Origin of the sequence: Pseudomonas sp. (genome assembly GCF_048265905.1) — a bacterium.
Lineage (GTDB): Bacteria > Pseudomonadota > Gammaproteobacteria > Pseudomonadales > Pseudomonadaceae > Aquipseudomonas.
In genome coordinates, this window is the sequence record NZ_JBLXAP010000011.1 from 1 (window position 1) to 24,349 (window position 24,349).

The 24,349-nt window shown below is 53.8% G+C and carries 19 protein-coding genes and 1 pseudogene; 9 read left to right on the forward strand and 11 right to left on the reverse strand.

All coding sequences use genetic code 11. The annotated features are described in order from the left end of the window. The 3 genes and pseudogenes from ACN0UH_RS14735 to ACN0UH_RS14745 form a co-directional block, all read right to left on the reverse strand. Positions 1 to 90 (reverse strand): annotated as a pseudogene (locus tag ACN0UH_RS14735) (C4-dicarboxylate ABC transporter); the annotation flags it as partial. Between the two features lie 341 nt (positions 91 to 431). Continuing rightward, positions 432 to 1,403, reverse strand: a complete 972-nt coding sequence (locus ACN0UH_RS14740; protein WP_417662862.1) for a DctP family TRAP transporter solute-binding subunit — start codon at positions 1,401 to 1,403, stop codon at positions 432 to 434. Between the two features lie 178 nt (positions 1,404 to 1,581). Continuing rightward, a complete protein-coding gene (locus tag ACN0UH_RS14745) occupies positions 1,582 to 2,502 on the reverse strand; it encodes a LysR family transcriptional regulator (protein WP_417662763.1) in 921 nt (306 codons plus the stop codon). Between the two features lie 204 nt (positions 2,503 to 2,706). Here ACN0UH_RS14745 and ACN0UH_RS14750 point away from each other — a divergent pair, with 204 nt between their 5' ends. Together ACN0UH_RS14750 and ACN0UH_RS14755 are read left to right on the forward strand one after the other, a co-directional pair. Then, the gene (locus ACN0UH_RS14750) at positions 2,707 to 3,909 is read left to right on the forward strand and encodes a CaiB/BaiF CoA transferase family protein (RefSeq protein ID WP_417662764.1); all 1,203 of its coding nucleotides are present in this window, start codon (positions 2,707 to 2,709) and stop codon (positions 3,907 to 3,909) included. Between the two features lie 10 nt (positions 3,910 to 3,919). After that, positions 3,920 to 4,852, forward strand: coding sequence for a hydroxymethylglutaryl-CoA lyase (locus tag ACN0UH_RS14755; RefSeq protein WP_417662765.1), 933 nt, complete (start codon positions 3,920 to 3,922; stop codon positions 4,850 to 4,852). A 68-nt stretch (positions 4,853 to 4,920) separates the two neighbouring features. Here ACN0UH_RS14755 and ACN0UH_RS14760 read toward each other — a convergent pair whose 3' ends face one another. The 6 genes from ACN0UH_RS14760 to ACN0UH_RS14785 all read right to left on the reverse strand — a co-directional run bounded on the left by ACN0UH_RS14760 (position 4,921) and on the right by ACN0UH_RS14785 (position 11,509). Beyond that, positions 4,921 to 5,925: a TRAP transporter substrate-binding protein gene (locus ACN0UH_RS14760; RefSeq protein WP_417662766.1), complete on the reverse strand. Its 1,005-nt coding sequence runs from the start codon at positions 5,923 to 5,925 to the stop codon at positions 4,921 to 4,923. 75 nt (positions 5,926 to 6,000) lie between these two features. Further along, positions 6,001 to 6,819, reverse strand: coding sequence for an HpcH/HpaI aldolase/citrate lyase family protein (locus tag ACN0UH_RS14765; RefSeq protein WP_417662767.1), 819 nt, complete (start codon positions 6,817 to 6,819; stop codon positions 6,001 to 6,003). A 36-nt stretch (positions 6,820 to 6,855) separates the two neighbouring features. Beyond that, on the reverse strand, positions 6,856 to 8,061 hold the full coding sequence (locus tag ACN0UH_RS14770; protein WP_417662768.1) for a CaiB/BaiF CoA transferase family protein: 1,206 nt from the start codon (positions 8,059 to 8,061) through the stop codon (positions 6,856 to 6,858). Positions 8,062 to 8,114: 53 nt separating this feature from the next. Beyond that, the gene (locus ACN0UH_RS14775) at positions 8,115 to 9,470 is read right to left on the reverse strand and encodes an MmgE/PrpD family protein (protein ID WP_417662769.1); all 1,356 of its coding nucleotides are present in this window, start codon (positions 9,468 to 9,470) and stop codon (positions 8,115 to 8,117) included. A gap of 11 nt (positions 9,471 to 9,481) precedes the next feature. After that, positions 9,482 to 10,645 carry an acyl-CoA dehydrogenase family protein gene (locus tag ACN0UH_RS14780; protein ID WP_417662770.1) on the reverse strand — a complete coding sequence of 388 codons (1,164 nt, stop codon included), beginning with the start codon at positions 10,643 to 10,645 and terminating at the stop codon, positions 9,482 to 9,484. A 36-nt stretch (positions 10,646 to 10,681) separates the two neighbouring features. Continuing rightward, positions 10,682 to 11,509 (reverse strand): FAS1-like dehydratase domain-containing protein, encoded by an 828-nt coding sequence (locus tag ACN0UH_RS14785; protein ID WP_417662771.1) that lies wholly within the window; start codon positions 11,507 to 11,509, stop codon positions 10,682 to 10,684. A gap of 141 nt (positions 11,510 to 11,650) precedes the next feature. Here ACN0UH_RS14785 and ACN0UH_RS14790 point away from each other — a divergent pair, with 141 nt between their 5' ends. Beyond that, entirely contained in the window at positions 11,651 to 12,586 is a 936-nt protein-coding gene (locus tag ACN0UH_RS14790) for a LysR family transcriptional regulator (RefSeq protein ID WP_417662772.1), read from the forward strand. Positions 12,587 to 12,628: 42 nt separating this feature from the next. On the opposite strand, the gene ACN0UH_RS14795 is transcribed toward ACN0UH_RS14790, so the two are convergent. Then, entirely contained in the window at positions 12,629 to 13,642 is a 1,014-nt protein-coding gene (locus ACN0UH_RS14795; RefSeq protein ID WP_417662773.1) for a zinc-dependent alcohol dehydrogenase family protein, read from the reverse strand. Positions 13,643 to 13,999: 357 nt separating this feature from the next. Here ACN0UH_RS14795 and ACN0UH_RS14800 point away from each other — a divergent pair, with 357 nt between their 5' ends. The 5 genes from ACN0UH_RS14800 (at position 14,000) to ACN0UH_RS14820 (ending at position 22,183) form a co-directional block, all read left to right on the forward strand. Then, positions 14,000 to 14,914, forward strand: coding sequence for a LysR family transcriptional regulator (locus ACN0UH_RS14800; protein WP_087516956.1), 915 nt, complete (start codon positions 14,000 to 14,002; stop codon positions 14,912 to 14,914). Positions 14,915 to 15,099: 185 nt separating this feature from the next. Continuing rightward, the gene (gene mexE, locus ACN0UH_RS14805; RefSeq protein WP_417662774.1) at positions 15,100 to 16,347 is read left to right on the forward strand and encodes a multidrug efflux RND transporter periplasmic adaptor subunit MexE; all 1,248 of its coding nucleotides are present in this window, start codon (positions 15,100 to 15,102) and stop codon (positions 16,345 to 16,347) included. Between the two features lie 12 nt (positions 16,348 to 16,359). Then, entirely contained in the window at positions 16,360 to 19,533 is a 3,174-nt protein-coding gene (locus tag ACN0UH_RS14810; RefSeq protein ID WP_417662775.1) for an efflux RND transporter permease subunit, read from the forward strand. Next, positions 19,530 to 20,924: an efflux transporter outer membrane subunit gene (locus ACN0UH_RS14815; protein WP_417662776.1), complete on the forward strand. Its 1,395-nt coding sequence runs from the start codon at positions 19,530 to 19,532 to the stop codon at positions 20,922 to 20,924. Before ACN0UH_RS14810 ends, ACN0UH_RS14815 begins: the two co-directional genes overlap by 4 nt. A gap of 332 nt (positions 20,925 to 21,256) precedes the next feature. After that, positions 21,257 to 22,183, forward strand: a complete 927-nt coding sequence (locus ACN0UH_RS14820) for a YeeE/YedE thiosulfate transporter family protein (RefSeq protein WP_417662777.1) — start codon at positions 21,257 to 21,259, stop codon at positions 22,181 to 22,183. 26 nt (positions 22,184 to 22,209) lie between these two features. Here the strand turns inward: ACN0UH_RS14820 and ACN0UH_RS14825 are convergent, their stop codons facing one another. Continuing rightward, on the reverse strand, positions 22,210 to 22,944 hold the full coding sequence (locus ACN0UH_RS14825) for an SDR family oxidoreductase (RefSeq protein WP_417662778.1): 735 nt from the start codon (positions 22,942 to 22,944) through the stop codon (positions 22,210 to 22,212). Between the two features lie 368 nt (positions 22,945 to 23,312). On the opposite strand from ACN0UH_RS14825, the gene ACN0UH_RS14830 reads away from it, so the two are divergent. Continuing rightward, positions 23,313 to 24,320 carry a TRAP transporter substrate-binding protein gene (locus ACN0UH_RS14830; RefSeq protein ID WP_417662779.1) on the forward strand — a complete coding sequence of 336 codons (1,008 nt, stop codon included), beginning with the start codon at positions 23,313 to 23,315 and terminating at the stop codon, positions 24,318 to 24,320. Positions 24,321 to 24,349 lie beyond the last annotated feature (29 nt).

A 24,349-nucleotide genomic window follows, 5' to 3' on the forward strand; every position in this document is an offset into this window, starting at 1 on the left:
GTAGGTAAAGGTTACTAGCGTCATCGACCCTAATAAAAAGGCAATAAAGCCTTCTTCGAAGTGGTCCCAAACGCGCCTTAGGGCGCCCATTAGAAGTCTCCTGAACGAGTTTTTATTGGTTTGATCCATAAGGAAAGCGGGACTCTACCCCAGCAACCTGTAGCTCGACATTCACTATTGGTGCATGCCGGTTTCGCTTCAGCCGAAGGCCGGTTTGAAGATGCTATTGCATAGGCAACGCATGGGAATAAAGCAGGCGTTTGGCTAGGTACTCAACTAACCCAAATGCTTGGGCAACCTATGAAAAAACAGATATCTGCTTGCAAAGGTGGCCAAAGTGGGGGGCACTGGATCAGTCAAGTTTTCGGGGGGTTAGCCAAATGCCTGAAACTGAGTCCGCGACCATCTATAAACATGGTCGCGGGGGCTATTTAATTGGCTTTATTCGCCGCTTTAGCCGCTTCGATTACATCGGTGCCGATCTGCGCTTCAAACTTCTTCCACGCGGGGCTCACCGCATCACGCCAGGCATTACGCTGTTCAGGCGTTAGGGTAATCAATTCAACTTTGCCTGAGTCAAGGATCGCCTGCTTGGCTTGTTCGTTGACCTCAGCTGCTTGCTTGTTCACTTCAGTCGTCACTTGCGCAACGATTTCTTCAAGCTGGCTGCGGATGTCAGCTGGCAAGCTATTCCAGAACTTGGTGTTGGTAATCAACACGTAGTTACCAATCGCATGATCCGACTCGATCATGTACTTCTGAACTTCATAAAATTTTTGGCTGTAGATATTCGACCAAGGGTTGTCTTGAGCGTTGACTACGCCAGTCTGCAGGCCTTGATAAATCTCGGCGAAAGACATTTTACGCGGCACTGCCCGCAACACGCTGTACTGCGCAGCTTGCAAGTCGGAAGGCTGCACCCGGAACTTCAAGCCGCGAGCATCGGTTGGCTTGATCAGTGGCTTGTTGGCGGTCAGCTGGCGCATGCCGTTGAGCCAAAACGCCAGGCCGGTGATGCCTTTGTCTTCCATCGACTTGAGCATCGCCTTGCCCTTGTCAGAATTCTGGAAGCGCTGTGCAGCGGCCATGTTGTCAAACAGGAACATCATGTCAAACAGCTGCAATTGCTTGGTGTATTGCTCAAGCTTTGATGGTGCTGGCGCAAGCATCTGCACCTCATTGAGCATCAGGGCTTCCATCTCTTTACCATCGCCATACAACGATGAATTGGAGTAAACCTGTACTTCAACTTTGCCTGCAAGACGCTCATCAACCAGCTTTTTGAACAGCAGTGCGCCTTTGCCCTTCGGGGTGTTATCAGCAGTAATGTGCGAAAACTTGATCAGAATGGGATCGGCTGCATGGGCAGTCAGGGCTCCAGCCAATGCAAAACCAGTGACCATGCCCAGCAGGACACGACGTACAGATGGATACTTCATGGGGTGAGCTCCTATTGTTTTTGTCTGAGCGTTGAAACGACGACGCCATGCAGCGGGCTGTTCGGCATTTCATCGACTCGCGAACTCTATCCTGCGTTTTTCCCCACTGAAATTCACATTTGAGCAATAAGGCCTTCGGCATTCACGAAGGCAAGCACAAGTCGCTAGCACGGGACTCACTGCTTACCAAATGTTCGAGCATCTGTTTTGCCGTCACCGAAAGCCCATCAATACTGCGCACCGCAATCTTGATTTCGCGCCGTGCCCAGTCATCGGTGAGATTCACCATTTGTACATTCAAGGCTGGCAGATAAGTACGCACGGCAATCTCAGGTAACACGCCGATGCCCATGCCGGTATGGATCATGCGGCATATCGCCTCAAAGCTGCGCACCTGAATACGCAAACGCAAAGAGGCGCCAAGATGATGGACCGAATGCTGCAGCAGGCTGTGTAGCGAAGCATCCTGTTGCAGGCCAATAAAGTCATAACCCACGGTTTCACGCAGGGCTACCGAACTGCGTGTAGCCAGTGGATGATCATGCGGTGTCACCAGTACTAACTGATCGTGGCGGTAAGTAAATACCTGCAAATCATCAGCGGGTACATGCCCGGCAAAAATGCCAATGTCGGTCAGCCCTTCGCGGACGGCACGGATAGTTTCACTGCTGACCCGCTCCTCCAGGTCGATTTTCACCTCTGGATGCAACTGGGTGAACGTACTCAAGTCTTCGGGTAGAAACTCAATCACCGCAGATGTATTGGCATGAATACGCACATGGCCCTTAACCCCTTCACTGAACTCGCTGAGGTCTGCACTCATCTGCTCAAGGTTATCCATGACTGTGCGTGCATGGTGCAGCAACGCATGCCCGGCCGGAGTCAATTCAACGCCCTTGGGCTGGCGATAAAGCAAGTTGATGCCCAACTGATTTTCGAGATCACTCACCCGTTTACTGACCGCAGCCAATGCGAGATGCTCACGCTCGGCGGCCTTGGTCAGGCTGCGTTCATCAGCAATCGCGATAAAAACCTTGAGTGTGGTGAAGTCGATACGGCGCATGACGTCTGTCCTCTGCCAGTCTTGAGAAAAACCTGGCGCTTGATGCAAAGCTCGCAGGGGGTCGCTATCCAATACAGACAAGGCTCTCACAGATTAACTTCGTAGAATACGAAGTCAGGCTTGATAATTGATCAATTGTTCTCGAATCAGGGTTGAGTAATTCTGCAACCATAGAGAACAAAGCACCCCGCTAGAGGCACAACAATGACAGATCAAAACGTGACCAACATGGCGCTGCAAGGGTTAAAAGTGGTTGAGATGGGCCAACTGATTGCAGGCCCGTTCGCCAGCAAACTACTCGGCGAGTTTGGCGCGCAAGTGGTGAAAATCGAACCTCCAAAGGTCGGCGACCCGCTGCGCAAATGGCGCAAGATTAAGGATGGCACCTCACTCTGGTGGCATGTGCAGTCGCGTAATAAACAGTCACTGACACTGAACCTCAAGGAAGCGGAAGGTCAGGACATCGTGCGCAAGCTGATTGCTGAAGCCGACATCCTAGTTGAGAACTTCCGTCCCGGAACGCTTGAAGGCTGGGGGCTGGGCTGGGAGCAACTGTCGCAAATCAACCCGCGGCTGATTATGCTGCGCATTTCTGGCTACGGCCAGACTGGCCCATACCGTGATCTCCCCGGCTTTGGTGTGATTGGTGAAGCAATGGGCGGTCTGCGTCACCTTTCAGGTTATCCGGGCCAAGCGCCGGTGCGAGTTGGCATCAGCATCGGCGATTCCCTGTCATCGCTTTACGGCGTGATTGGCGTATTGCTCGCGCTGCAAGAACGTCAGCGCAGCGGGCTGGGTCAATTCATTGATGTGGCGTTATATGAATCAGTCTTTGCCATGATGGAAAGCCTGATTCCCGAATACGACGCCTTCAACTACATCCGCGAACCGGCTGGCAGCGCCCTACCCGGCATTACGCCATCAAACTCTTATCCCTGTGATGATGGCAGCTTCGTACTAATCGCCGGTAATGGCGACAGTATCTATAAGCGCCTGATGACCCTGGTGGGCCGCGAAGACCTGGCCAACGATCCACGTTTGGCACAGAACGATGGCCGCAGCGAGCATGCCGACTTGATTGACCAGGCCATTGCCGATTGGACATGCCAGCGTGGCCGCGACGAAGTGCTTGCTGCGCTCAATGAAGCCCGCGTACCGGCAGGTTTCCCTTATACCGCTGCAGATATCGTTAAAGACCCGCATTACCTTGCGCGGCAGATGATCGAAACCGTACAAACCGCTGCTGGCCCATTGAAAGTACCGGGCGTGCTGCCAAAGTTGAGCCGCACACCGGGCCGCATCGGCACCGGAGGCCCGGCGCTGGGTGAACATACCGATGATGTACTGGCAGGCCTGGGCCTGACCGACGAGCAGCGCCAGGGCTTGCGCGACCGTGGCATAGTTTGAGGAAATGATGATGAGCAAGCGTCTGTATATTCAGGAAGTGGCCACACGCGACGGCTTCCAGATAGAACCAAACTTTGTCGCCACCGAAGACAAAATTGCCTTGATCAATCGCCTCTCGCACAGTGGGTTGGCCAAGATCGAAGCCACCTCCTTCACCTCGCCCAAAGCAATTCCAAACTTGCGCGACGCGGAAGAAGTAATGCGCAGCATTGAGCGCGTAACGGGTGTTGAATACACCGTGTTGGTGCCTAACGTTAAAGGCTGTGAACGTGCGCTGTCATGTCAGGTTGATGAGGTCAATCTGGTGATGTCCGCCAGTGATACCCATGGTTTGGCTAACCTGCGTATGACCCCTGAGCAATCACTGGCGCAGTTCAAGGAGATCATCGAAGTCACCCGTGGCAGCGATGTGTTTATCAATGCGTCTCTGTCCACCACCTTTGGCTGCCCCTTTGAAGGCGTCGTAGCCGAGGCTCGCGTATATGAATTGATTCAACGCCTGACCGACATCGGCGTGCAAGGCATCACGCTCTGCGACACCACCGGCATGGCCGATCCTGCGCAAGTTGAGCGCATCAGCCGCGAGGCCCTGCAGCGCTGGCCTGAAAGCGTATTCACCCTGCACTTTCACAATACCCGCGGCATGGGTTTGGCCAATGCAATCGCAGCACTGAATGCGGGTGTTGACCGCTTTGACGCCTCGCTCGGCGGGCTCGGCGGTTGCCCATATGCGCCGGGGGCCAGCGGTAATATCTGCACAGAAGATTTAGTGCATATGTTCCAGCGTATGGGCTTTGATACCGGGGTTGATCTCAACTCGCTGCTGCAAGCTGCCGCCAGCCTGCCTGAATTGCTCGGCCATGATGTGCCCGGTGCGATTCTCAAAGCTGGCAAGGCTGATCGACGTTACCCAAAACCTAAATGGATGGAAGCGACAAACTGATCTGCAGCCAATAAAAAACGGCTGACAGTTTTGCTGTCAGCCGTTTTTTATACCAGAGCAATAAACACTTACGGCGTGTTTGAAGCCTCAGCCGCTTTGATCAGATCAGCGCCAATTTCTGGCTCAAACTTCTTCCAGACCGGCTTCATCGCTTCACGCCATTGAGCACGCTCTTCAGGGGTCAAGGTGATGATTTCGGTGGTGCCAGCATCAGCAATCTGCTGTTTGGCTTTCTGGTTCAGATCCGCTGCTTCTTTATTCACCGCAACAGTCACCTCGCCCATGATTTCATCAAGCTGGGTGCGGATATCGTCCGGCAAGCCATTCCAGAACTGGGTGTTGGTAATCACCATGTAGTCGATCAGGCCATGATCCGACTCAGTCATGTACTTCTGCACTTCATTGACTTTCTGGCTGGCATAGTTCGACCAAGTATTCTCGGTGCCATTGACCACGCCTGTCTGCAAGCCTTGGTAAACCTCGGCAAAACTCATTTTACGTGGGTTAGCCCTGATCGCCTTGAACTGCTCTTCAAGTACGGCGGATGCCTGCACACGAAACTTCAGGCCACGGGCATCGCCCGGAACACGCAATGGCTTATTTGCCGATAATTGCTTGGTGCCATTGTGCCAATAAGCCAAACCTGTGATGTTTTTGCTTTCCATCGACTTGAGCAAAGCCTTGCCTTGTGGGCTGCTTTGAAAACGGTCAGCCGCGGCCAGGTTGTCAAACAAAAATGGCAGGTCAAAGATCTGAATCGGTTTGGAATACTGCTCAAACTTTGCCAGTGACGGCGCCAACATTTGTACATCACCCAAGAGCAAGGCCTCCATTTCCTTACCGTCACCATAGAGTGATGAGTTTGGATAGACCTCAACCTGTACTTTGCCCGGCAGACGCTCTTCTACCAGTTTCTTAAACAGTAATGCACCCTTGCCTTTAGGGGTGTTGTCTGCGACCACGTGGGCGAACTTGATGATGATCGGGTCTGCGGCGTGAGCCAAGCTGGCGAAGCCAACCGACATCGATACAGCAGCCGCGCATAGCAGTGTCTTAAACGGAATCTTATACATGGAACACCTCTTGTTATTGTTGGTAAAACTCCACCTCCGCGCGAATGCACAAAGGCTGTTTGAGCGCGTTTTCAATTACATTCCTGCGCGTTCGAGTAGACGTTTGGCATGCCCGAGAACCGGTGCATCCACCATTTGCCCATCTACCACAAACACGCCAGCGCCCTGCGCTGCTGCACTCATTACACGTTGAGCCCAAGCCAATTCATCGGCAGCTGGCATCAGGCTTTGGTGTACAACTGCAACTTGCTTTGGGTGAATGCAAAGCATGCCGCCAAAGCCCATATCGCTGGCGTCGCGAGCAAACTGAGCGAGTCCAGCGGGGTCATCTATTGCCGGGAAAACGCTATCAAGGGCTGGCGCCAGATTAGCCAGGCGTGTCTGCAACACAATGGCAAATCGGGCTTGATCCAACATACGTGTAGCTCCCGCAGTGCCAGCCGCCAGACCGAGATCCAAGCCCAAATCAAGACCACCGAAGGATAAACGCTCAACCCCTTCAGTCCGGGCAATTGCAACCAGCTCCTGCAGACCTTTTGCGCTTTCGACAATAGGCCAAATTGGTTTTTTGCAGGCGGCAACATGAAGCACCTGTGCCGCGCTTTCTATCTTCGGCAGCAGCACGCCGATAACCCCTTGGTGCCGCGCACATAGCGCAATATCGGCTTCATGCCCGGCGTGCCCTGCAGCGTTGATGCGCACATGCAGTCGGGCATCTGGGTTTGCCTGTAAAAACGCATCAAGATCAGCCCGAGCCTGCTCCTTGAGCTTTTCCTCTACTGCATCTTCAAGGTCTACGATCACTGCATCACTGCCAACGGCAAGTGCTTTAGGAATACGTTCCGGACGCGATGCTGGCACAAACAATGCCGTACGAATGGTCGATGAGTTCATAGTCTTATCGCTCTTTATAGGTTGCACAGGCGCGCCTTAAACGACACCTTGGTCGTGCAATTTCTGAATATCGTTGGCGCTCAAACCCAGCTCAGCAAGTAGCTTGTCGGTGTGTTGGCCCAGCGCTGGAACACCGTCCATTCTTGGGCTAAAGGCATTGTTTCGACCCGGTGGTAACAACGCGGGAAGCATGCCCGACGGACTCTGCACTTCAGTCCAACGCTCACGGGCTTTGAGTTGCGGGTGCTGCCATACACCGGCCATGTCATTGACATGAGCATTGGCGATTTGCGCCTCATCAAGCCGTGCAATGACTTGTTCAGCCGTCAATGCAGCAAATCGCTCAACAATAATTGCGCGCAATTCTGTGCGATTGTCAGAACGTTTTGAGTTGGCTGAAAAGCGTTGATCATCCGCGAGCTCAGGTTGCATCAGCACCTTGTCGCAGAAAGCGCGCCACTCACGCTCGTTCTGCAAACCGAGCATCACGGTGCCGCCATCTCCTGCGGGGAATGGCCCGTAAGGGTAGATGGTTGAGTGTGCGGCACCTGCGCGAGGCGGTGGCGTGGCGCCTTGGTAGGCGTAGTACATGGGGTAACCCATCCACTCAACCAGGCTTTCGAGCATCGATACATCAACCCGGCTACCGATCCCGGTTTTGCCGCGCAGCATGAGTGCGGACAACACACCGGTATAGGCGTACATACCGGCGGCAATATCGGCAATCGAGCAACCGGCCTTGGCCATCTGCTCTTCGCCTTCACCACCGGTTACGGATAAAAAGCCACCTTCACTTTGGATCAGCAGATCGTATGCTTTCTTTTGCTCATACGGGCCGCCTTCGCCGTAGCCTGAAATATCGCAGACGATTAACTGCGGAAAGCGCTCATGCAAGGTCTCGAACGATAATCCCATGCGCGCAGCTGCACCCGGCGCGAGGTTTTGTACCAGCACATCAGCCTTGGCCAGTAAGTCTTCCAGCACAGCGGTTGCAGGCGCTTGCTTGAGGTCCAGGGTCAAACTCTCTTTCGAGCGGTTGGTCCACACAAAGTGCGAAGCCAGGCCGGAGACACGTTCATCGTAGCCCCGCGCAAAATCACCCGTGAGCGGACGCTCGACCTTGATCACGCGGGCCCCAAGGTCAGCCAGTTGGCGGGTACAAAATGGCGCAGCAATGGCGTGCTCCAAACTGACAACAGTGATGCCATCCAACGGACGTGGTGAACTTGTAGGGGTATTCATTTTTTTAATCTCTTATTAGACCGCTCAGGCTTAAACCAGCACAGAATCTGATGTCACGATTGGAACAAGCCGCGCACTGACGCGCACTGGCGCAAGTTCCAGACCTGCGCAATCAGCTCATCCGCTTTGCCTGAATCATTGTGTCCAGCGAATGCCATTAACCGGCGAAACTTGTCTTCCAGCTCAGCGCGCGACAAGGTGTTGCCTGGATCGCCTTTGGGGTCATCGATCGAGCTCTGTAAAAGGCGACCGTCGACAGTCAGCACTTCAACACGGCCAAGCCAACGCTGCGGATAGGCTTGATCAACTTCTGCATCAAGTTGCATACGCACCTTTTGCCGAAAGCTAGAAACACGTGGGTCGTGCAATGAGAACTGCTCAAACTCGGGTAGCCCAGCCTTGCCATGCACCGCAATCAAACCCAGCACGGTGCCCATGGAGAATTTGGCCTGATGCACACTGCTGGGCACATCCACGCGGCCAAGTACATCAATTGCGCCTTGATGAACCCGCGTTGTGACCTGCTCGATGTGTTCGTGGCCGAGCCCTTCAGCCTGCATCAGCGCAAGCAATGCATCAGCAGCCGGATGCGTATGACGGCAGGATGCATGGAACTTGAACGATGTTTCACACAGTGCCCAACGGCTGCCTAGCCGATCGGACAGCTTGCTCGGATCGGCGTCGCTGGACATACCAGCAGCCAAGCCCTGATCGCCTTCCAGAATGTTGCGCGCCCCGCTCAAACCTTCAGCGGTCAGATAAGCAGCAAGCAGACCATCAGCAGCAGCTTTGGCGGTGTGCAATTGCTTGGAGTCAGCGGCGTCGCGCAAAAACTCCCACAAACCTGCAGCCTGAGTGCCTGCAGTTCCGAGCAGATTGATGAACTGCTCGCGATCAAACTTCAGCAGCTTGCCAACGCTTACTGCAGCGGCAAGGGTGCCGACGGTGGCTGTGGTGTGAAAAATTGTATAGTGCGAGCGCCCGAGAAACTCACCTATGCGAATCCCCGCTTCGTATCCGGCAACCGCCGCCAGTATTAATTCCTGACCACTGCAACCGAGGTCCTGAGCGGCTGCCAATGCAGCCGGGAACACCACAGTTGCGGGGTGTAAGACCGAGCTATTGTGCAAATCATCCTGCTCGACCAAGTGCGATGAGGCGCCATTCACCAGCGCAGCAAAGTAAGGGCTCGTGGTTTTGCCACTCACCAGAATCTCCGCGTTGCCTGTGGCCGGGCCCATGGCTTGTGCATAACGCTCGAATAACGGGATCGGATGGCGATCATGGCTGGCGAGTGCAGAACCAAGCCAGTCGAGATACAAGTCTTCAGTCTTGGCTAGCACCGCATGGTTCAGCTGTTCATAACGCAAATCAGCCAAAAACGCGGCTAGCTGTTCGGTATGGGTCATGTTTAGCTACCTTAGAATGAACGAGGCAGATCGAGCAGGTGCTCGGCGACATAAGACAGAATCAGGTTGGTCGATATTGGTGCCACCTGATACAAACGCGTTTCTCGGAACTTACGTTCAATGTCGTATTCGCAAGCGAAACCAAAGCCACCGAAGGTTTGCATGCAAGCATTGGCCGCTTCCCATGAGGCTTTCGCTGCCAGGTACTTGGCCATATTGGCGCTAGCACCGGCATTCTCACCGGCGTCATATTCATCACAGGCGCGCCAGCGCATCAGGTCGGCTGCTTCGATTTCAATGTGAGCTTCGGCAATCGGGAATTGCACGCCTTGGTTCTGACCAATCGGGCGGCCAAACACTTCACGATCACGGGCATATTGGCTGGCTTTTTCGATAAACCAACGGCCATCACCAATGCACTCGGCAGCAATCAGTGTGCGCTCTGCGTTCAAACCATCAAGAATGTAGCGGAAGCCCTTGCCTTCTTCGCCAATCAGGCTGTCGGCAGGCAGTTCAAGATTATCGAAGAACAGTTCATTGGTTTCGTGGTTGACCATGTTGGCAATGGGTTGCACGGTCATGCCATTACCGATTGCGTCACGTAGATCGACCAGGAAGATCGACATGCCCTCAGACTTTCGTTTCACCTCTGCCAGCGGCGTGGTACGTGCCAGTAGAATCATCAGATCAGAATGCTGGACCCGTGAGATCCATACTTTCTGGCCGTTGATTACATACTTGTCACCCTGCTTGACCGCAGTGGTTTTGATTTTGGTGGTGTCAGTACCGGTCGTTGGCTCGGTCACGCCCATTGATTGCAGGCGCAGCTCACCACTTGCCAGCTTCGGCAGGTAATAGCGCTTCTGCGCTTCGCTGCCGTGACGCAACAAAGTGAACATGTTGTACATCTGCCCGTGCACCGTGCCGGAGTTGCCGCCACAACGGTTCACTTCTTCAAGAATGACCGAAGCTTCAGCCAGCCCCAGACCAGAGCCGCCGTACTCTTCGGGGATCATCGCCGACAGCCAACCAGCGTCAGTCAGGGCCTTGACGAAGGCTTCTGGAAAGCCTTTGTCTTCATCAATTTTGCGCCAGTATTCAGCTGGGAATTCGGCACACAAGGCACGCACGCCTTCACGAATGGCATTGAGTTCTGGGTTCTTGTTCGGATTCATGATTCGCATCTCGTTTGAGCCAAAGGCTTGGCTGTATCAGTCAAATTTCACTTCGCTGCGCTGAGCAACACCTGCTTCGTTTCCGGCCCACAACTGGGCTGTTCCGCTCGATTCAATTTTGCCGCCGACCTCAAATGGTTGCGGCGCAACCAACGGACGCAAGCCGCGGTAAGAAAATTGGCGCAGACGGGCTTGTGGATTGGCCCGGCAAAAGGCACGCAGGCTCAAGGTGGCAATCAATGGGCCGTGTACTACAAGCCCCGAATAACCCTCGGTGTCAGTCACATAAGGCCAGTCGTAATGAATACGGTGACCGTTAAAGGTCACGGCCGAGTAGCGGAACAACAGAGTTGAAGTCGGGGTGATCGATTCCTGCCAATCACCTGCCTCCAGCGCTTGACCGCTGCTGGTTTTCGGCGGGCTTGGCTCGCGGTAAACAATGTTTTGATCTTCACGAATGGCCAGCTCGCCATCCTGAAAGTACTCATGCTGCACGGTGACAAACAACAGCGCGCCGGTACTGCCGTGTTTCTCTTCGATATGGGTGATCGTTGAAACGCGCGTGGCATCCCCTCCCACACGCAAACCCTGGATAAACTCGATTTTGCCGCCGGCCCACATGCGATTACGGTTATCAGCCGGTGGCAAAAAGCCCCCGCGTGCCGGATGACCATCCTCACCCAGACCGCTCTCGGCCACCGGGTTCTGAAAAAACGCCCAATGCCACAGTGGCGGTAACGCTTCGCCATGGGCCGGGGTTTCTTCACCCAGCGTTGCGGCAACGCGCATCACCAGGTTACGACTCAGTTGATCGTGGACTTCTTCGGAACGGCCAATCCAGGCAGATAATGCGGCGTCAGTCATGGGTTACTTCCAGCAGTGCTCTTTTTAGTTGCACTTAGGATGCGTCTGACACAGCGTTCTGTGAATTTGCATTTACATAACTCAGCGTTCAGCTATTCTGAACGCTGAGTTTGGCTTCATTAAGTAATACAGGGATTGTTTATGCACTTTGATTTACCCGATTTGCGTTTGTTTATTCATATTGCTGAGTCGCCGAGCCTGACTCAGGGAGCACGGCGTGCCTTCCTGTCGCCTGCTGCTGCCAGCGCGCGCATCAAATCACTGGAAGCACAGCTCGACTCGCGCCTGCTCTACCGCGACAGTCGCGGAGTTGAACTGACACCCGCAGGTGAGCGCCTGCTGCACCATGCACGGCTGATTATGCGTCAGGTTGATTACCTGAAAAGTGAGTTTGCTGACTACGGTGCGGACGCAGCGGGCCACATCCGCATATTTGCCAACACCACAGCAGTGACTGAATTCCTTCCAGAAATTCTTGCCGGGTTTCTCGCCGAACGCCCCGGAGTCAGTGTCGACCTGCAAGAGCGCTTAAGCCGTGACATCGTTCGCGGTGTACTCGATGGCTCAACTGACATGGGGATCATCGCCGGTCCCGTTGAAGTCAGCGGATTACAAGTGCTGCACTTCAGCACTGACCGCTTGTTGCTGGCGGTGCCAAAAAATCACCCACTTGCCGATAAACCGCGAGTAACCCTGCGCGATACCCTTGAATATCAGCATATTGGTCTGCACGAAGGCAGTACGCTGTTGAGCTTCTTGCGTGAACATGTTGAGAAACTCGGCAAAAAACTATCACTTCGGATTCAGGTTTCCAGCTTTGAAGCCATCTGCCGCATGATCGAGGCAGGGGTTGGCATCGGCATCATTCCTGAGTCAGCAGCCAGCCGCCACAGTCGCACGATGGAACTTACAACTATTGAGCTTGATGAACCGTGGACGGTGCGCGAGCGCAGCATTCTGGTACGTGATCTAGACGCCTTACCCGGCAGTGTTCGGGCGCTGATTGCAACCCTGAGGCCCACGCTAATTCAAGAGCCACAAAGCGTGAAGGATGCAGCAGACAGCAAAACGCCCTGAACCTGTCAGGGCGTTTTAGTCTGCTTATGTACATGCTGCGTGTCAGACGTTAATCACTACACGGCCACGGCTTGGGCATTCGTCCATGTACAGATGAGCTTGGCCGACTTTGTCGAAGGCAAAGCTTTTATCAATCAGCGGCTTGAGCAAACCATCGCCGGTGAGTTGATTGATACCTTGCACGGCCCGGGCAACCGCTTCTTTATCTTGCGGGATATCCAGCTCTTTCTTGCCGGTAAAGTTGCCGATGCAATGGACAAAGAACTGAATATTCTTCTGGAAAGCGGCGCAGGCTGGGAATGGCGTCTCATTACCGCCCTGCAGCCCGTATAACACCAAGCGACCACGCGGAGCCAGTGCATCACCAAGCAGGCACATTTGTGGGCCACCCAAGGTATCCATGACGATATCAACGCCACGATCGTTGGTCAGTTTCTTTGCCCGGCTGACCAGGTCTTGCTCTTCAGTCAGGATAATATGATCGGCGCCGAGTTCGCGTAGGAAATCGGTATCCTCATCAGTATCGGTAGCGGCAATAACATGCGCACCCAAAGCCTTGGCCATCTGCACGACATACGGGCCCCAGCAGCGGCTGGCCGCAGTGATTAACACCGTTTCTCCAGCTTTTACCCGAGCCAGCTCGACCATGCCGAACCAACCAACCATGGAAGGTAAAAAGTGAACGCAGGCCTGTTCAGGCGTCAGAACGTCCGCGTAGCGCGCCACTGAAGTACGCGGTAACACCACCTCTTCAGCGTAAGCCGGATAATCGTTGGGGCTGTGCGCAGGGAAGCTGGCAACCTTGTCACCAACAGCCAGGTCGTCAACGCCTTCACCCACTGCTAAAATCACACCGGCGACTTCATAACCCAGTCCAGCCGGAAGTTGCGCTTGCGTGGTCGCAAGATTCTGGCGCCAGAGCACGTCCTGCCAACTAACACCGATGGATTCGACGCCGATCAACACTTCGCCAGCGGCAGGCGCAGGGCGCGAGCGCTCTTCGATTTTGAGGACATCTGCCTCGCCAAACTGATGGAAACGGATAATGCGGGACATCATAAACCTCTTCGGTTGACCCCTTTAGACTTAGACTTTATCGGGCCTTTGTAAGCAATACCACATGCCAGTACTAATATTCACCATGTCTGTCGATGATGATACGTGGTTACAATATTAACAGTGTGCACTAGTGTATTACTAAGGCAGCATCATCCGCATTAGCCTGATGCGTTCAGAAGCTTGAGGAACCGCTGAAAAAGGTAGCGAGCGACGGGAGTACAAGGCGGGAAGGTGCGAAAAAGCGCAGTTTAGATGTTCTAAATGAGCATTTTGAGCAGCTTTTCAACGCAGTAATACCTAGCGCAGTAGTTTTGCTGTGGTTCCTTGAGCATTCTTACTTGAAATGGACGATAGATGAACCGTAACGATCTTCGCCGTGTAGACCTTAATCTTCTGATCGTTTTTGAAACGCTGATGCACGAACGCAGCGTGACTCGCGCAGCCGAGAAGCTATTTCTCGGTCAACCTGCAATCAGTGCGGCCCTCTCCCGTTTGCGCAGTTTGTTCGATGATCCATTGTTTGTGCGCACGGGCCGCAGCATGGAGCCGACCGCACGCGCGCAAGAAATCTTTGGTTTGCTGTCGCCTGCGCTTGATTCAATTTCCACAGCAGTAAGCCGCGCCGCTGATTTCAATCCGGCGACTAGCAACGCCGTGTTTCGCATTGGTCTTTCGGATGACGTCGAGTTTGGCCTGATGCCACCGCTGATCAAACGCTTGCGTGCAGAAGCGCCTGGCGTTGTGTTGGTTATTCGCCGGACCAATTACTTATTAATGCCTGGGCTCTTGTCATCTGGCGAGATATCAGTCGGCGTTGCCTACACCGAAGAGTTACCGGCCAACGCCAAACGTAAAGTGGTGCGGCGCAGCAAGGCCATGCTGCTGCGCGCAGACACCGTGCCTGGCGCACTTTCACTCGATGATTACTGCGCAAGACCCCATGCACTGGTGTCATTCGCTGGAGATCTTGGCGGTTTCGTTGACGGCGAATTGGAAAAGCTTGGCCGTAAACGCCGAGTCGTGCTCGCCGTTCCACAGTTCAATGCGCTCGGCCCGCTGCTCAGTGGTACCGACATTGTCGCCAGTGTGCCCGACTACACAGCCGCCACCTTGACCGCGGCCGGCGGTTTACGCACCGAACCGCTGCCACTGGAGACCCAAACCTTTGAGTTACACATGGCTTGGCGCGGCGCACAGGACAATGATCCTGCTGAACGCTGGTTACGCTCGCGGATTCAAATGTTTGTGGGCGACCCAGACAGCCTCTAAATGCGCACCAATTGTGCGCACAACTCCTTAAACGGCTGAAATCCTGCACTACTATTGGCTTGTGACAATAATAAGTCGCTTATAATCATTTTCAATAATACTTAACTTCGTAGCGTTCGATTCGATAGCCAGGTCATTGCGACTCACACTCCGCCCATTCATTACACCCACGGGCGGGAAAAATCATGGAACAGCCAAACAACAAGATCTGGCACCTTCCACTTGCAGTACTTGCGGCAGTGGTTCTCAGTGCTTGCGGCAAGACTGAGGAAACCTCACAACAGCAACATGCAGCGAAGGTCAGTGTTGCTGAAGTTATCGAACAACCGATCAACGAATGGGATGAATTCACTGGGCGCTTGGAAGCGCCAGAGTCAGTTGAAATTCGTCCACGGGTATCTGGATTTATCGACAAGGTCGCTTTCGATGAAGGCAGCTTGGTCAAGAAAGGTGACTTGCTGTTCCAGATTGACCCGCGTCCTTTCAACGCCGAAGTTAAACGCCTCGAAGCACAACTCAATCAAGCCCGTTCGGCCTACTCGCGCACTCGCAGTGAAGCTCAGCGTGGCGAACGCCTGCGCAAAAGCAATGCCATATCAGCTGAGCTAGCTGACGCCAGAACCAGCACTGCGCAAGAGGCTCAAGCAACAGTAGCCGGCATTCAGGCAGAGCTTGAAAATGCGCGACTAAACCTCAGTTTCACTCGCGTAACCTCACCGATTGATGGCCGCGTCAGCCGTGCAGAAATCACCGCCGGTAACCTGGTTACAGCCAGTGAATCGCTGCTTACATCCGTTGTTTCAACCGATAAGGTCTATGCCTACTTCGATGCCGATGAGCAGGCCTTTTTAAAGTACGTAGAAATAGCGAAGAAATCGGGGGGCAATACTCGCGACGCTAGCCCGGTTTATTTGGGCCTATCCAACGAAACCGGCAACCCGCACCTGGGCAAGCTCGATTTCCTGGACAACCAGGTTAACCCGCAAACCGGCACTATTCGTGGCCGCGCAGTGTTTGACAACAGCAATGGTGAATACACCCCTGGCCTGTATGTACGGCTCAAGCTGGTCGGCAGCGGTACCTATTCAGCCAAGCTGATTCAGGATGCTGCCGTAGGTACGGACTTGGGTAAAAAATTCGTACTGGTACTCGCCGATGACAACAGCGTGAGCTATCGCGCAATTGAACTGGGCCCCAAAGTCGAAGGCTTGCGCATTGTCCGCAGCGGCTTGGAAAAAGGCGACAAAATCGTCGTCAACGGCTTGCAGCATGCAATGCCTGGCTCAACCGTTGACCCACAAACCGTCGCCATGGCTGACGAGCAAACGCTGGCCAATCTTGCGCGCCTCCGGAACGAGGTTGACTCATCAGTTGATAGCGCGGTGGACATTGCTGAACGCCCTGCTCAGCCAAATGCATCACCTCGCGGCTAAGGTTAAAAATCTATGAATTTCTCTCAGTTTTTTATCAAACGGCCAATTTTCGCAGCGGTTCTGTCGCTACTGATTTTGATTGCCGGTGCGATCTCGCTCTTCCAGTTGCCGATCAGTGAATACCCTGAAGTAGTGCCGCCAACCGTTGTTGTACGTACCAGCTTTCCAGGCGCCAACCCGAAAGTAATCGGGGAAACGGTTGCCTCGCCACTCGAACAAGCCATTACCGGTGTTGAAGGCATGTTGTATATGTCTTCGCAGGCCACCTCTGACGGTGCATTGACCCTGACGGTTACCTTCGCCTTGGGCACCGATCTCGACAACGCGCAGGTTCAGGTACAAAACCGGGTAACCCGGACCATGCCAACCTTGCCCACGGAAGTGCAACGCCTTGGTGTCACGGTCGATAAGGCATCGCCAGACCTGACCATGGTGGTTCACTTAACCTCGCCAGATAACCGCTACGACATGCTTTATCTGTCGAATTACGCTGCGCTCAATGTCAAGGATGAGCTTGCCCGTCTTGACGGCGTGGGTGATGTACAACTATTCGGCTTGGGTAACTACTCGCTGCGCGTGTGGCTTGATCCAAATAAAGTAGCTTCACGTAATCTGACTGCTACCGATGTGGTCAATGCCATTCGTGAGCAGAATCGCCAGGTTGCTGCCGGTTCACTGGGTGCGCCACCCACCGCTGGCGATAACAGCTTTCAGTTGTCGATCAATACCCAAGGCCGTCTGGTCACCGAGGAAGAGTTCGAGAACATCATTATTCGCGCTGGCGAAAATGGTGAAATCACTCGCCTCAGGGACATCGCCCGGGTTGAGTTAGGTTCTAGCAAGTACGCGCTGCGCTCACTGCTGGATAATAAACCGGCGGTCGCCATTCCGGTGTTCCAGCGCCCCGGCTCTAACGCTATCGAGATTTCAGATTCGGTGCGTGCTCGCATGGCTGAGCTGAAAAAAAGCTTCCCGCAGGGCATCGATTACGAGATTGTTTACGACCCAACCATCTTTGTCCGTGGCTCTATCGAGGCTGTTGTACACACCTTGCTCGAAGCCATTGTGCTGGTGGTTCTGGTGGTAATTTTGTTCCTGCAAACATGGCGAGCATCGATCATTCCGCTGGCTGCGGTACCCGTTTCACTGATCGGTACTTTTGCAGTGATGCACATGTTTGGCTTCTCACTCAATGCCTTGTCGTTATTCGGTTTGGTATTGGCCATCGGTATTGTGGTCGACGATGCCATCGTTGTAGTGGAAAACGTCGAGCGTAATATTGGTCTGGGTAAAACCCCTGTTGAGGCAACTAAACAGGCAATGAAAGAGGTCACAGGACCAATCATTGCGACTGCGCTTGTACTCTGTGCGGTGTTCGTACCGACGGCGTTTATCTCCGGACTTACCGGCCAGTTTTATCAGCAATTTGCTCTGACCATTGCGATCTCGACAGTGATTTCGGCATTCAACTCGCTGACGCTGTCTCCAGCGTTGGCTGCGGCCTTGCTGAAAAGCCATGACGCGCCAAAAGACCGTTTTTCCCGCGTATTGGAGCGCCTGTTCGGTGGCTGGTTATTCAAGCCCTTTAACCGGATGTTCGAGCGAGCCAGTCATGGTTATGTCGGCACAGTCGCACGGGTACTGCGTGGCAGCAGCATTGCCATGCTGGTATACGGCGGGCTATTGGCGTTGACCTACTTTGGTTTCGCCAGCACGCCGACTGGTTTCGTGCCACCGCAGGACAAACAATATCTAGTGGCTTTTGCCCAGCTGCCGGATGCAGCAAGCCTCGATCGCACAGAAGATGTGATCAAGCGTATGTCCGAGATTGCCAGTGAATATCCAGGGGTTGCCAACACTGTTGCCTTCCCGGGCCTGTCGATCAACGGCTTCACCAACAGCCCCAATAGCGGCATCGTGTTTACCACACTCAAGTCGTTTGATGAGCGTAAGGATCCGAACCTTTCAGCTGACGCCATTGCGGCTGCGCTGAATGCCAAGTTTGCCGATATCCAGGACGCCTATATTGCGATTTTCCCACCGCCTCCGGTTCAAGGTCTGGGAACAATCGGTGGCTTCCGAGTGCAGGTTGAAGACCGTGGTAACCAGGGTTATGACGAACTGTATAAGCAAGTGCAAAACGTCATCAGCAAAAGCCGCGAGGTACCTGAGCTAGCCGGTTTATTCACCAGTTATCAGGTAAACGTCCCGCAAATTGATGCCGACATTGACCGCGACAAAGCCAAGATTCACGGCGTCGCCATCAGCGATATCTTTGACACCATGCAGGTGTATCTGGGTTCGCTGTATGCCAACGACTTCAACCGGTTTGGCCGCACTTATCAGGTGAATGTGCAAGCTGACCAGAAGTTCAGGGTTGATGCGGACCAGATTGGCCAGCTCAAGGTACGTAACAATCGCGGTGAAATGGTGCCTCTCTCGACCTTTATTAAGGTCAAAGACAGCTCCGGCCCTGATCGCGTCATGCATTACAACGGCTTTATTACCGCTGAAATCAACGGTGGCGCAGCCCCCGGCTACAGCTCAGGCCAAGCCGAAGCTGCGATGGAGCGCCTGCTCAAAGAGCAACTGCCAAACGGTATGAGTTATGAGTGGACCGAGCTGACATTCCAGCAAATTCTGGCCGGTAATACAGCGCTGTTTGTCTTCCCGCTTTGCGTGTTGCTGGCGTTCCTGGTGTTGGCGGCTCAGTACGAAAGCTGGAGTCTGCCGATGGCGGTGATATTGATCGTACCAATGACGCTCTTGTCGGCAATTGCCGGGGTGATTCTGACCGGTGGCGACAACAACATCTTCACCCAGATTGGCCTCATCGTCTTGGTCGGGTTGGCCTGTAAGAACGCGATTCTGATTGTTGAGTTCGCCAAAGAACAGCAAGAAGCCGGTATGGACCCAGTCAGTGCGGTGCTGGAAGCCTGCCGCCTGCGTTTACGGCCGATTCTGATGACCAGCTTTGCCTTCATCATGGGTGTGGTTCCGCTGGTATTCAGTTCTGGTGCGGGTGCTGAAATGCGCCATGCCATGGGCGTCGCGGTGTTTAGCGGCATGCTCGGTGTGACCTTCTTCGGCCTGCTGCTAACCCCAGTGTTTTATGTATTGATTCGTAAATTTGTAGAAAAGCGCCAAGCTAAACGCGCGCTACATCTGCAGGAGGCAAGTGCATGAAGTTGAAGTTATTCGCACCTGCCCTGCTCGCCTTGGCGGTATCTGCCTGCGCTGTTGGTCCAGACTTTAAACAGCCTGAAAACAGCCCGGCGCAACTGGCACAGTTGAATGCTGGAAAGTATGACCAGCAGCACTTTGAAGCCTTGTGGTGGCAGCAGTTTGATGACCCTACGCTGAACCAACTGGTGAATCAGTCTTTGCAGGAGAACCGTGAGCTGCGTGTAGCTTTCTCACGTCTAAAGGCTGCACGGGCGATTCGTGATGATGTTGCCAACGACCGCCTTCCAACCATTACCAGTCGCGCCAGTAGCGACATTGGTAAGGCACAACAGCCGGACATCACTGAGGACCGGGTTAAAACCGAGCGTTATGACTTGGGTCTGGATATGGTCTGGGAGCTGGATCTTTTCGGTCGAATCCAGCGCCAACTTGAAGCCAGTGACGCGCAAATCGAAGTTGCCGAAGCAGATTATTATCAGCTGCAAGTAAGTTTGATCGCCGAACTGGTTGATGCCTACGGCAGTTTGCGCGGTGCCCAATTGCGTGAGCAAATTGCGCGTGAAAACTTGCACAATCAGGAAGAGTCACGCGGCATCACCGAGCATCTGCGCGATGCAGGTGTCGGCAGCGAACTGGATGTGCTACGCGCCGATGCGCGTCTTGCCGCCGTTGAAGCCAGCGTGCCGCAATTGCAGGCAGAGCAAGTGCGGGCGCGTAATCGCATCGCCACTCTGCTCGGCCAGCGCGCGGATCAGCTCAACGTTGACTTGTCGCCCAAACCGATCCCGGCGATTGCTAAAGCGCTACCGATTGGTGACCCTGCCGAGTTGCTGCGCCGACGCCCGGATATTCGCGCTGCCGAGCAAAACCTGGCAGCGGCCACCGCCAATATCGGTGTAGCTACCGCAGACTTGTTTCCACGGGTCAGCCTGAGTGGTTTTCTCGGTTTCACCGCCGGCCGTGGCTCGCAGATTGGTTCTTCTGCGGCGCGGGCGTGGGGTGTTTCTCCGAGCATCACCTGGGCGGCGTTTGATCTGGGCAGCGTCAAAGCACGGATTCGCGGCGCTGACGCCGAAGCTGAAGGCGCTCTGGCGCAATACGAGCAGCAAGTATTGCTCGCACTGGAAGAGTCAGAAAACGCCTTTAGTGACTACGCCAAACGCCAACAACGTTTGCTAGCCCTGATTCGCCAATCCGAAGCCAGTCGGGCAGCAGCCGATCAAGCCGCCGTGCGCTACCGTGAAGGCACAGTCGACTTTCTGGTGTTGCTCGATGCCGAGCGTGAACGTTTGGCTGCCGAAGACACTCAAGCTCAGGCTGAAGTTGAGTTGTATAGCGGCATCGTGGCTATCTACAAAACCCTCGGCGGTGGTTGGCAACCGAGCAGCTAATCACGGTTAGCCGTGCCACCCTAAAAGCCCCGCCCGGTAACGGTTGCGGGGCTTTTATTTTAATATCGCAGCGACCTGCGATTAACCAATGTAATCATCCAGCCTCAGGCTTGCGTGGCATTGCCGTGCCAATGAACTGCACCTTTGGCGTTGAGGTTTTATTTCTGAGATTGCATATCTCGCCGTAACAAATCACAGGACTGTCACTCTAGTGTTAATCCCGCGACTAACCCGTAAAAATACAGGCACGCCTGTGGCTGCGTGGCAGTGATCGCGGAGTTGCTCTGGACAAGGACGCACTACGCAAGGCGTGGGCAGTCAACGAGGTTGTAGTGCTTATTCCCCTTACACTGGCATTTCTGATCGGCTGGGTCTCGCAGCGCATGGGCTTGTGCCTAGTGGCGGCTATCACCCTGGCAATGCATAAACGGCCAACCCTGTTTGTTGCGCTGGCGTCCTGCGGCTTGTTTGGCCTTCTCCTGACTCCGCTGTATCAATACCTAGGCGTGTCACAACCCTTTTATCAACCGGTTGCCCCTTATCACCACATCATCCTTGGTGGCTTATTGTTTGGCGTCAGCTCGGTGCTCAATAACGGCTGCAGTGTTGGCACCCTGACCAAACTGGCACGTGGGGACTTGAGTAAGGCGTTCACCATTATTGGCTGGGTTGTCGGGATTGTGCTCTGGCATCACCTGAACATGGATATAACTGAAAAACGCACCCTTGCCCCCTCACCTTCAAGCTTTAACTATCTATTGGCCATTGGCTTGGTGATTGCCAGCTTGCTAGTGCTTGTCCGTTTTCAACGTGAGAAACATTATGTCGGCTTGAGTATTTTACTTGGCCTGCTGACCAGCGCGCTCTATACCTTCGAGCCACAGTGGACACCAAGCCTGCTGTTTTATGACTTGTCCCAGGCGGTATGGATACAGGAATGGCACCTTAGTGCGACGCGGGTCGGTATTTTTTCAATGCTCTTGATTGGCATGTACTGCTTCACCATTTACCGTAAAACCTTCGATTACCGGGCGTTCAACTTGCTCGACTCGAGCCGTTACCTGTGCGCCGGAACACTGATGGGCGTCGGCGCATCAATGATGCTGGGCGGTAACGACTCGCAAATATTATTGGTATTCCCAACACTGCACCTGACGACAACGTTACCGCTGCTGGCTATTTGCAGTGGGATTGTATTGAGCATCCTGCTTAAGGAATACATCACTCGGCTACGCAAACAGATCCAAACCAACCGGTAATGCCTGAACGCTTACAGTCTTAAATATCAGACGATGCCGCCGTTGACTCTGATCGTCTGGCCGTTGACCCAGGCGCCCTCCTCGCTAATCAAAAATGCCACAGCGCCTGCGATATCCTCCGGCGCTCCCAAGCGCTCAAGTGGCGGTTGCAGCGTTAGCTTTTCGATCAGTTCATCCGTCTTGCCATTGAAGAACAGATCAGTCGCCGTTGGCCCAGGCGCGATGGCGTTGACACTGATCCGGCGGCCACGCAGTTCCTTGGAAAAAATCTGAGTAAAGACTTCAACCGCAGCCTTGGAGGCGGCATAAATTGAATAACCGGGCAACGCCATGCCAATCACGCTGGTCGAAAAATTAACGATGCGGCCACCGTCGCGCAGACGTGTAGCGGCAAGACGCAGGGTGTTGAATGTGCCTTGGGTATTGATCGAAAATATCCGCTGATATAGTTCATCATCAGTGTCTTTGAGTGGCACCAGGCCCGGCTGGATAACCCCGGCATTGTTGACCAGAATATCGATGCCGCCAAACGCGACCTCGGTTTGATCAAACAATGCTTCGACCGCAACCGGATCAGCGATATCGGCAAGAACCGCATAGGCTTTACCGCCTGCTGCCATTATCTCCCGCACCACATCTTCGGCATCCGATGGGTTTGAAGCGTAATTGACCACCACGCTGATGCCTTCTTTGGCCAAGCGCTTGGCAATGGCTGCGCCAATGCCTCTTGAAGCTCCTGTGACTATGGCAACTTTAGACATAATTGTTCTCTCTTGTTAGTGCTCCGCAGCACGTGAGTGCCGGGCTGTAACTTAGGTAATGCAAAATCTATGGCTTCCTTCTGTATAGCTGCGAATCTGCGCGTCTGAACTACCAGTCATCTGGACTCATACAATCTAAAGATTGGTTTTCAAGGTATTCAGCCCCTTGCTCTGTCGCTGCAACCGGCAATAATCCGCTGATAAAAGCCCGGAACATGGCGACAAATCGCCACCCACTGCGAACTGGTTCACCCTGTTTTTTCAGTGAGTATTGCCCTCGGCCCAATCGATGAAATTGGCACAGGCATTGCGATACAGATAAACGCGCAAAGCGCCAACACTGATAAGAAAAAATAAAGGGATTCCTCATGCTTAAGAAACTGTTTGCCGTGGCTGCCTGTGCCATGACGATCACTTCGACCTCCGCCTTTAGTGCCCAGCAAAATGGTCCAATCGTTATCAAGTTCGCCCATGTCGTCGCCGACGACACACCCAAGGGGCAAGGCGCGTTGCTGTTTAAAAAGCTGGTCGAAGAGCGCTTAGAAGGAAAAGTTGCAGTCGAGGTGTATGCCAACTCCTCACTGGTTGGCGATGCCGATGAAATGCAAGCGCTGAAAGATGGCAAGGTACAGATGCTCGCGCCGTCGTTGGCCAAGTTCGGCGCTTACACCAAGCAGCTGCAAATCTATGATTTACCCTTCTTGTTTGACGACTTAGACGCGGTCAACCGCTTTCAAAAACGTGCAAAAGGCCGTCAATTGCTGCGCAGCATGGAAGATAAAGGCATTATCGGCCTGGCTTATTGGCATAACGGCATGAAGCAATTGTCGGCCAACAAAGCCTTGCACATGCCTGCGGATGCTGCGGGTCTGAAGTTTCGCATTCAACCTTCTGATGTGCTTAGCGCGCAGTTCAATCAGCTATCAGCCAGTCCAGAGATCATGCCCTTCTCTGAGGTTTTCAAGGGATTGCAAACGGGTGCGGTACAAGGCGCGGAAAACCCATGGTCGAACATTTACAGCAAAAAGCTGAATACCGTTCAGCCGTACATCACCGAAACCAACCACGGCGTGCTCGACTACATGCTGGTGAGCAACCCAACATTTTGGTACGGCATTCCGCACGCCACTCGCGTGGTGCTTGAAGGGATTATCGATGAGGTCACTTACTCAGTGAATCGTCATGCGGAAGAAGCCAACCTGGCGGATCGCAATCGTATTGAAAGCTCAGGCAGCAGCCAGATCATCGTTCTCGACGATCAGCAGCGCCAAGCCTGGCGTGAAGCAATGAAGCCAGTCTGGGCACAATTTGAGCAAGAGATCGGCGCCGATGTCATGAAGGCTGCACAGATCGTAAACCGTAAATCACGTAAGTAACCGCCCACCTTTGATCCAAGCCAACATCC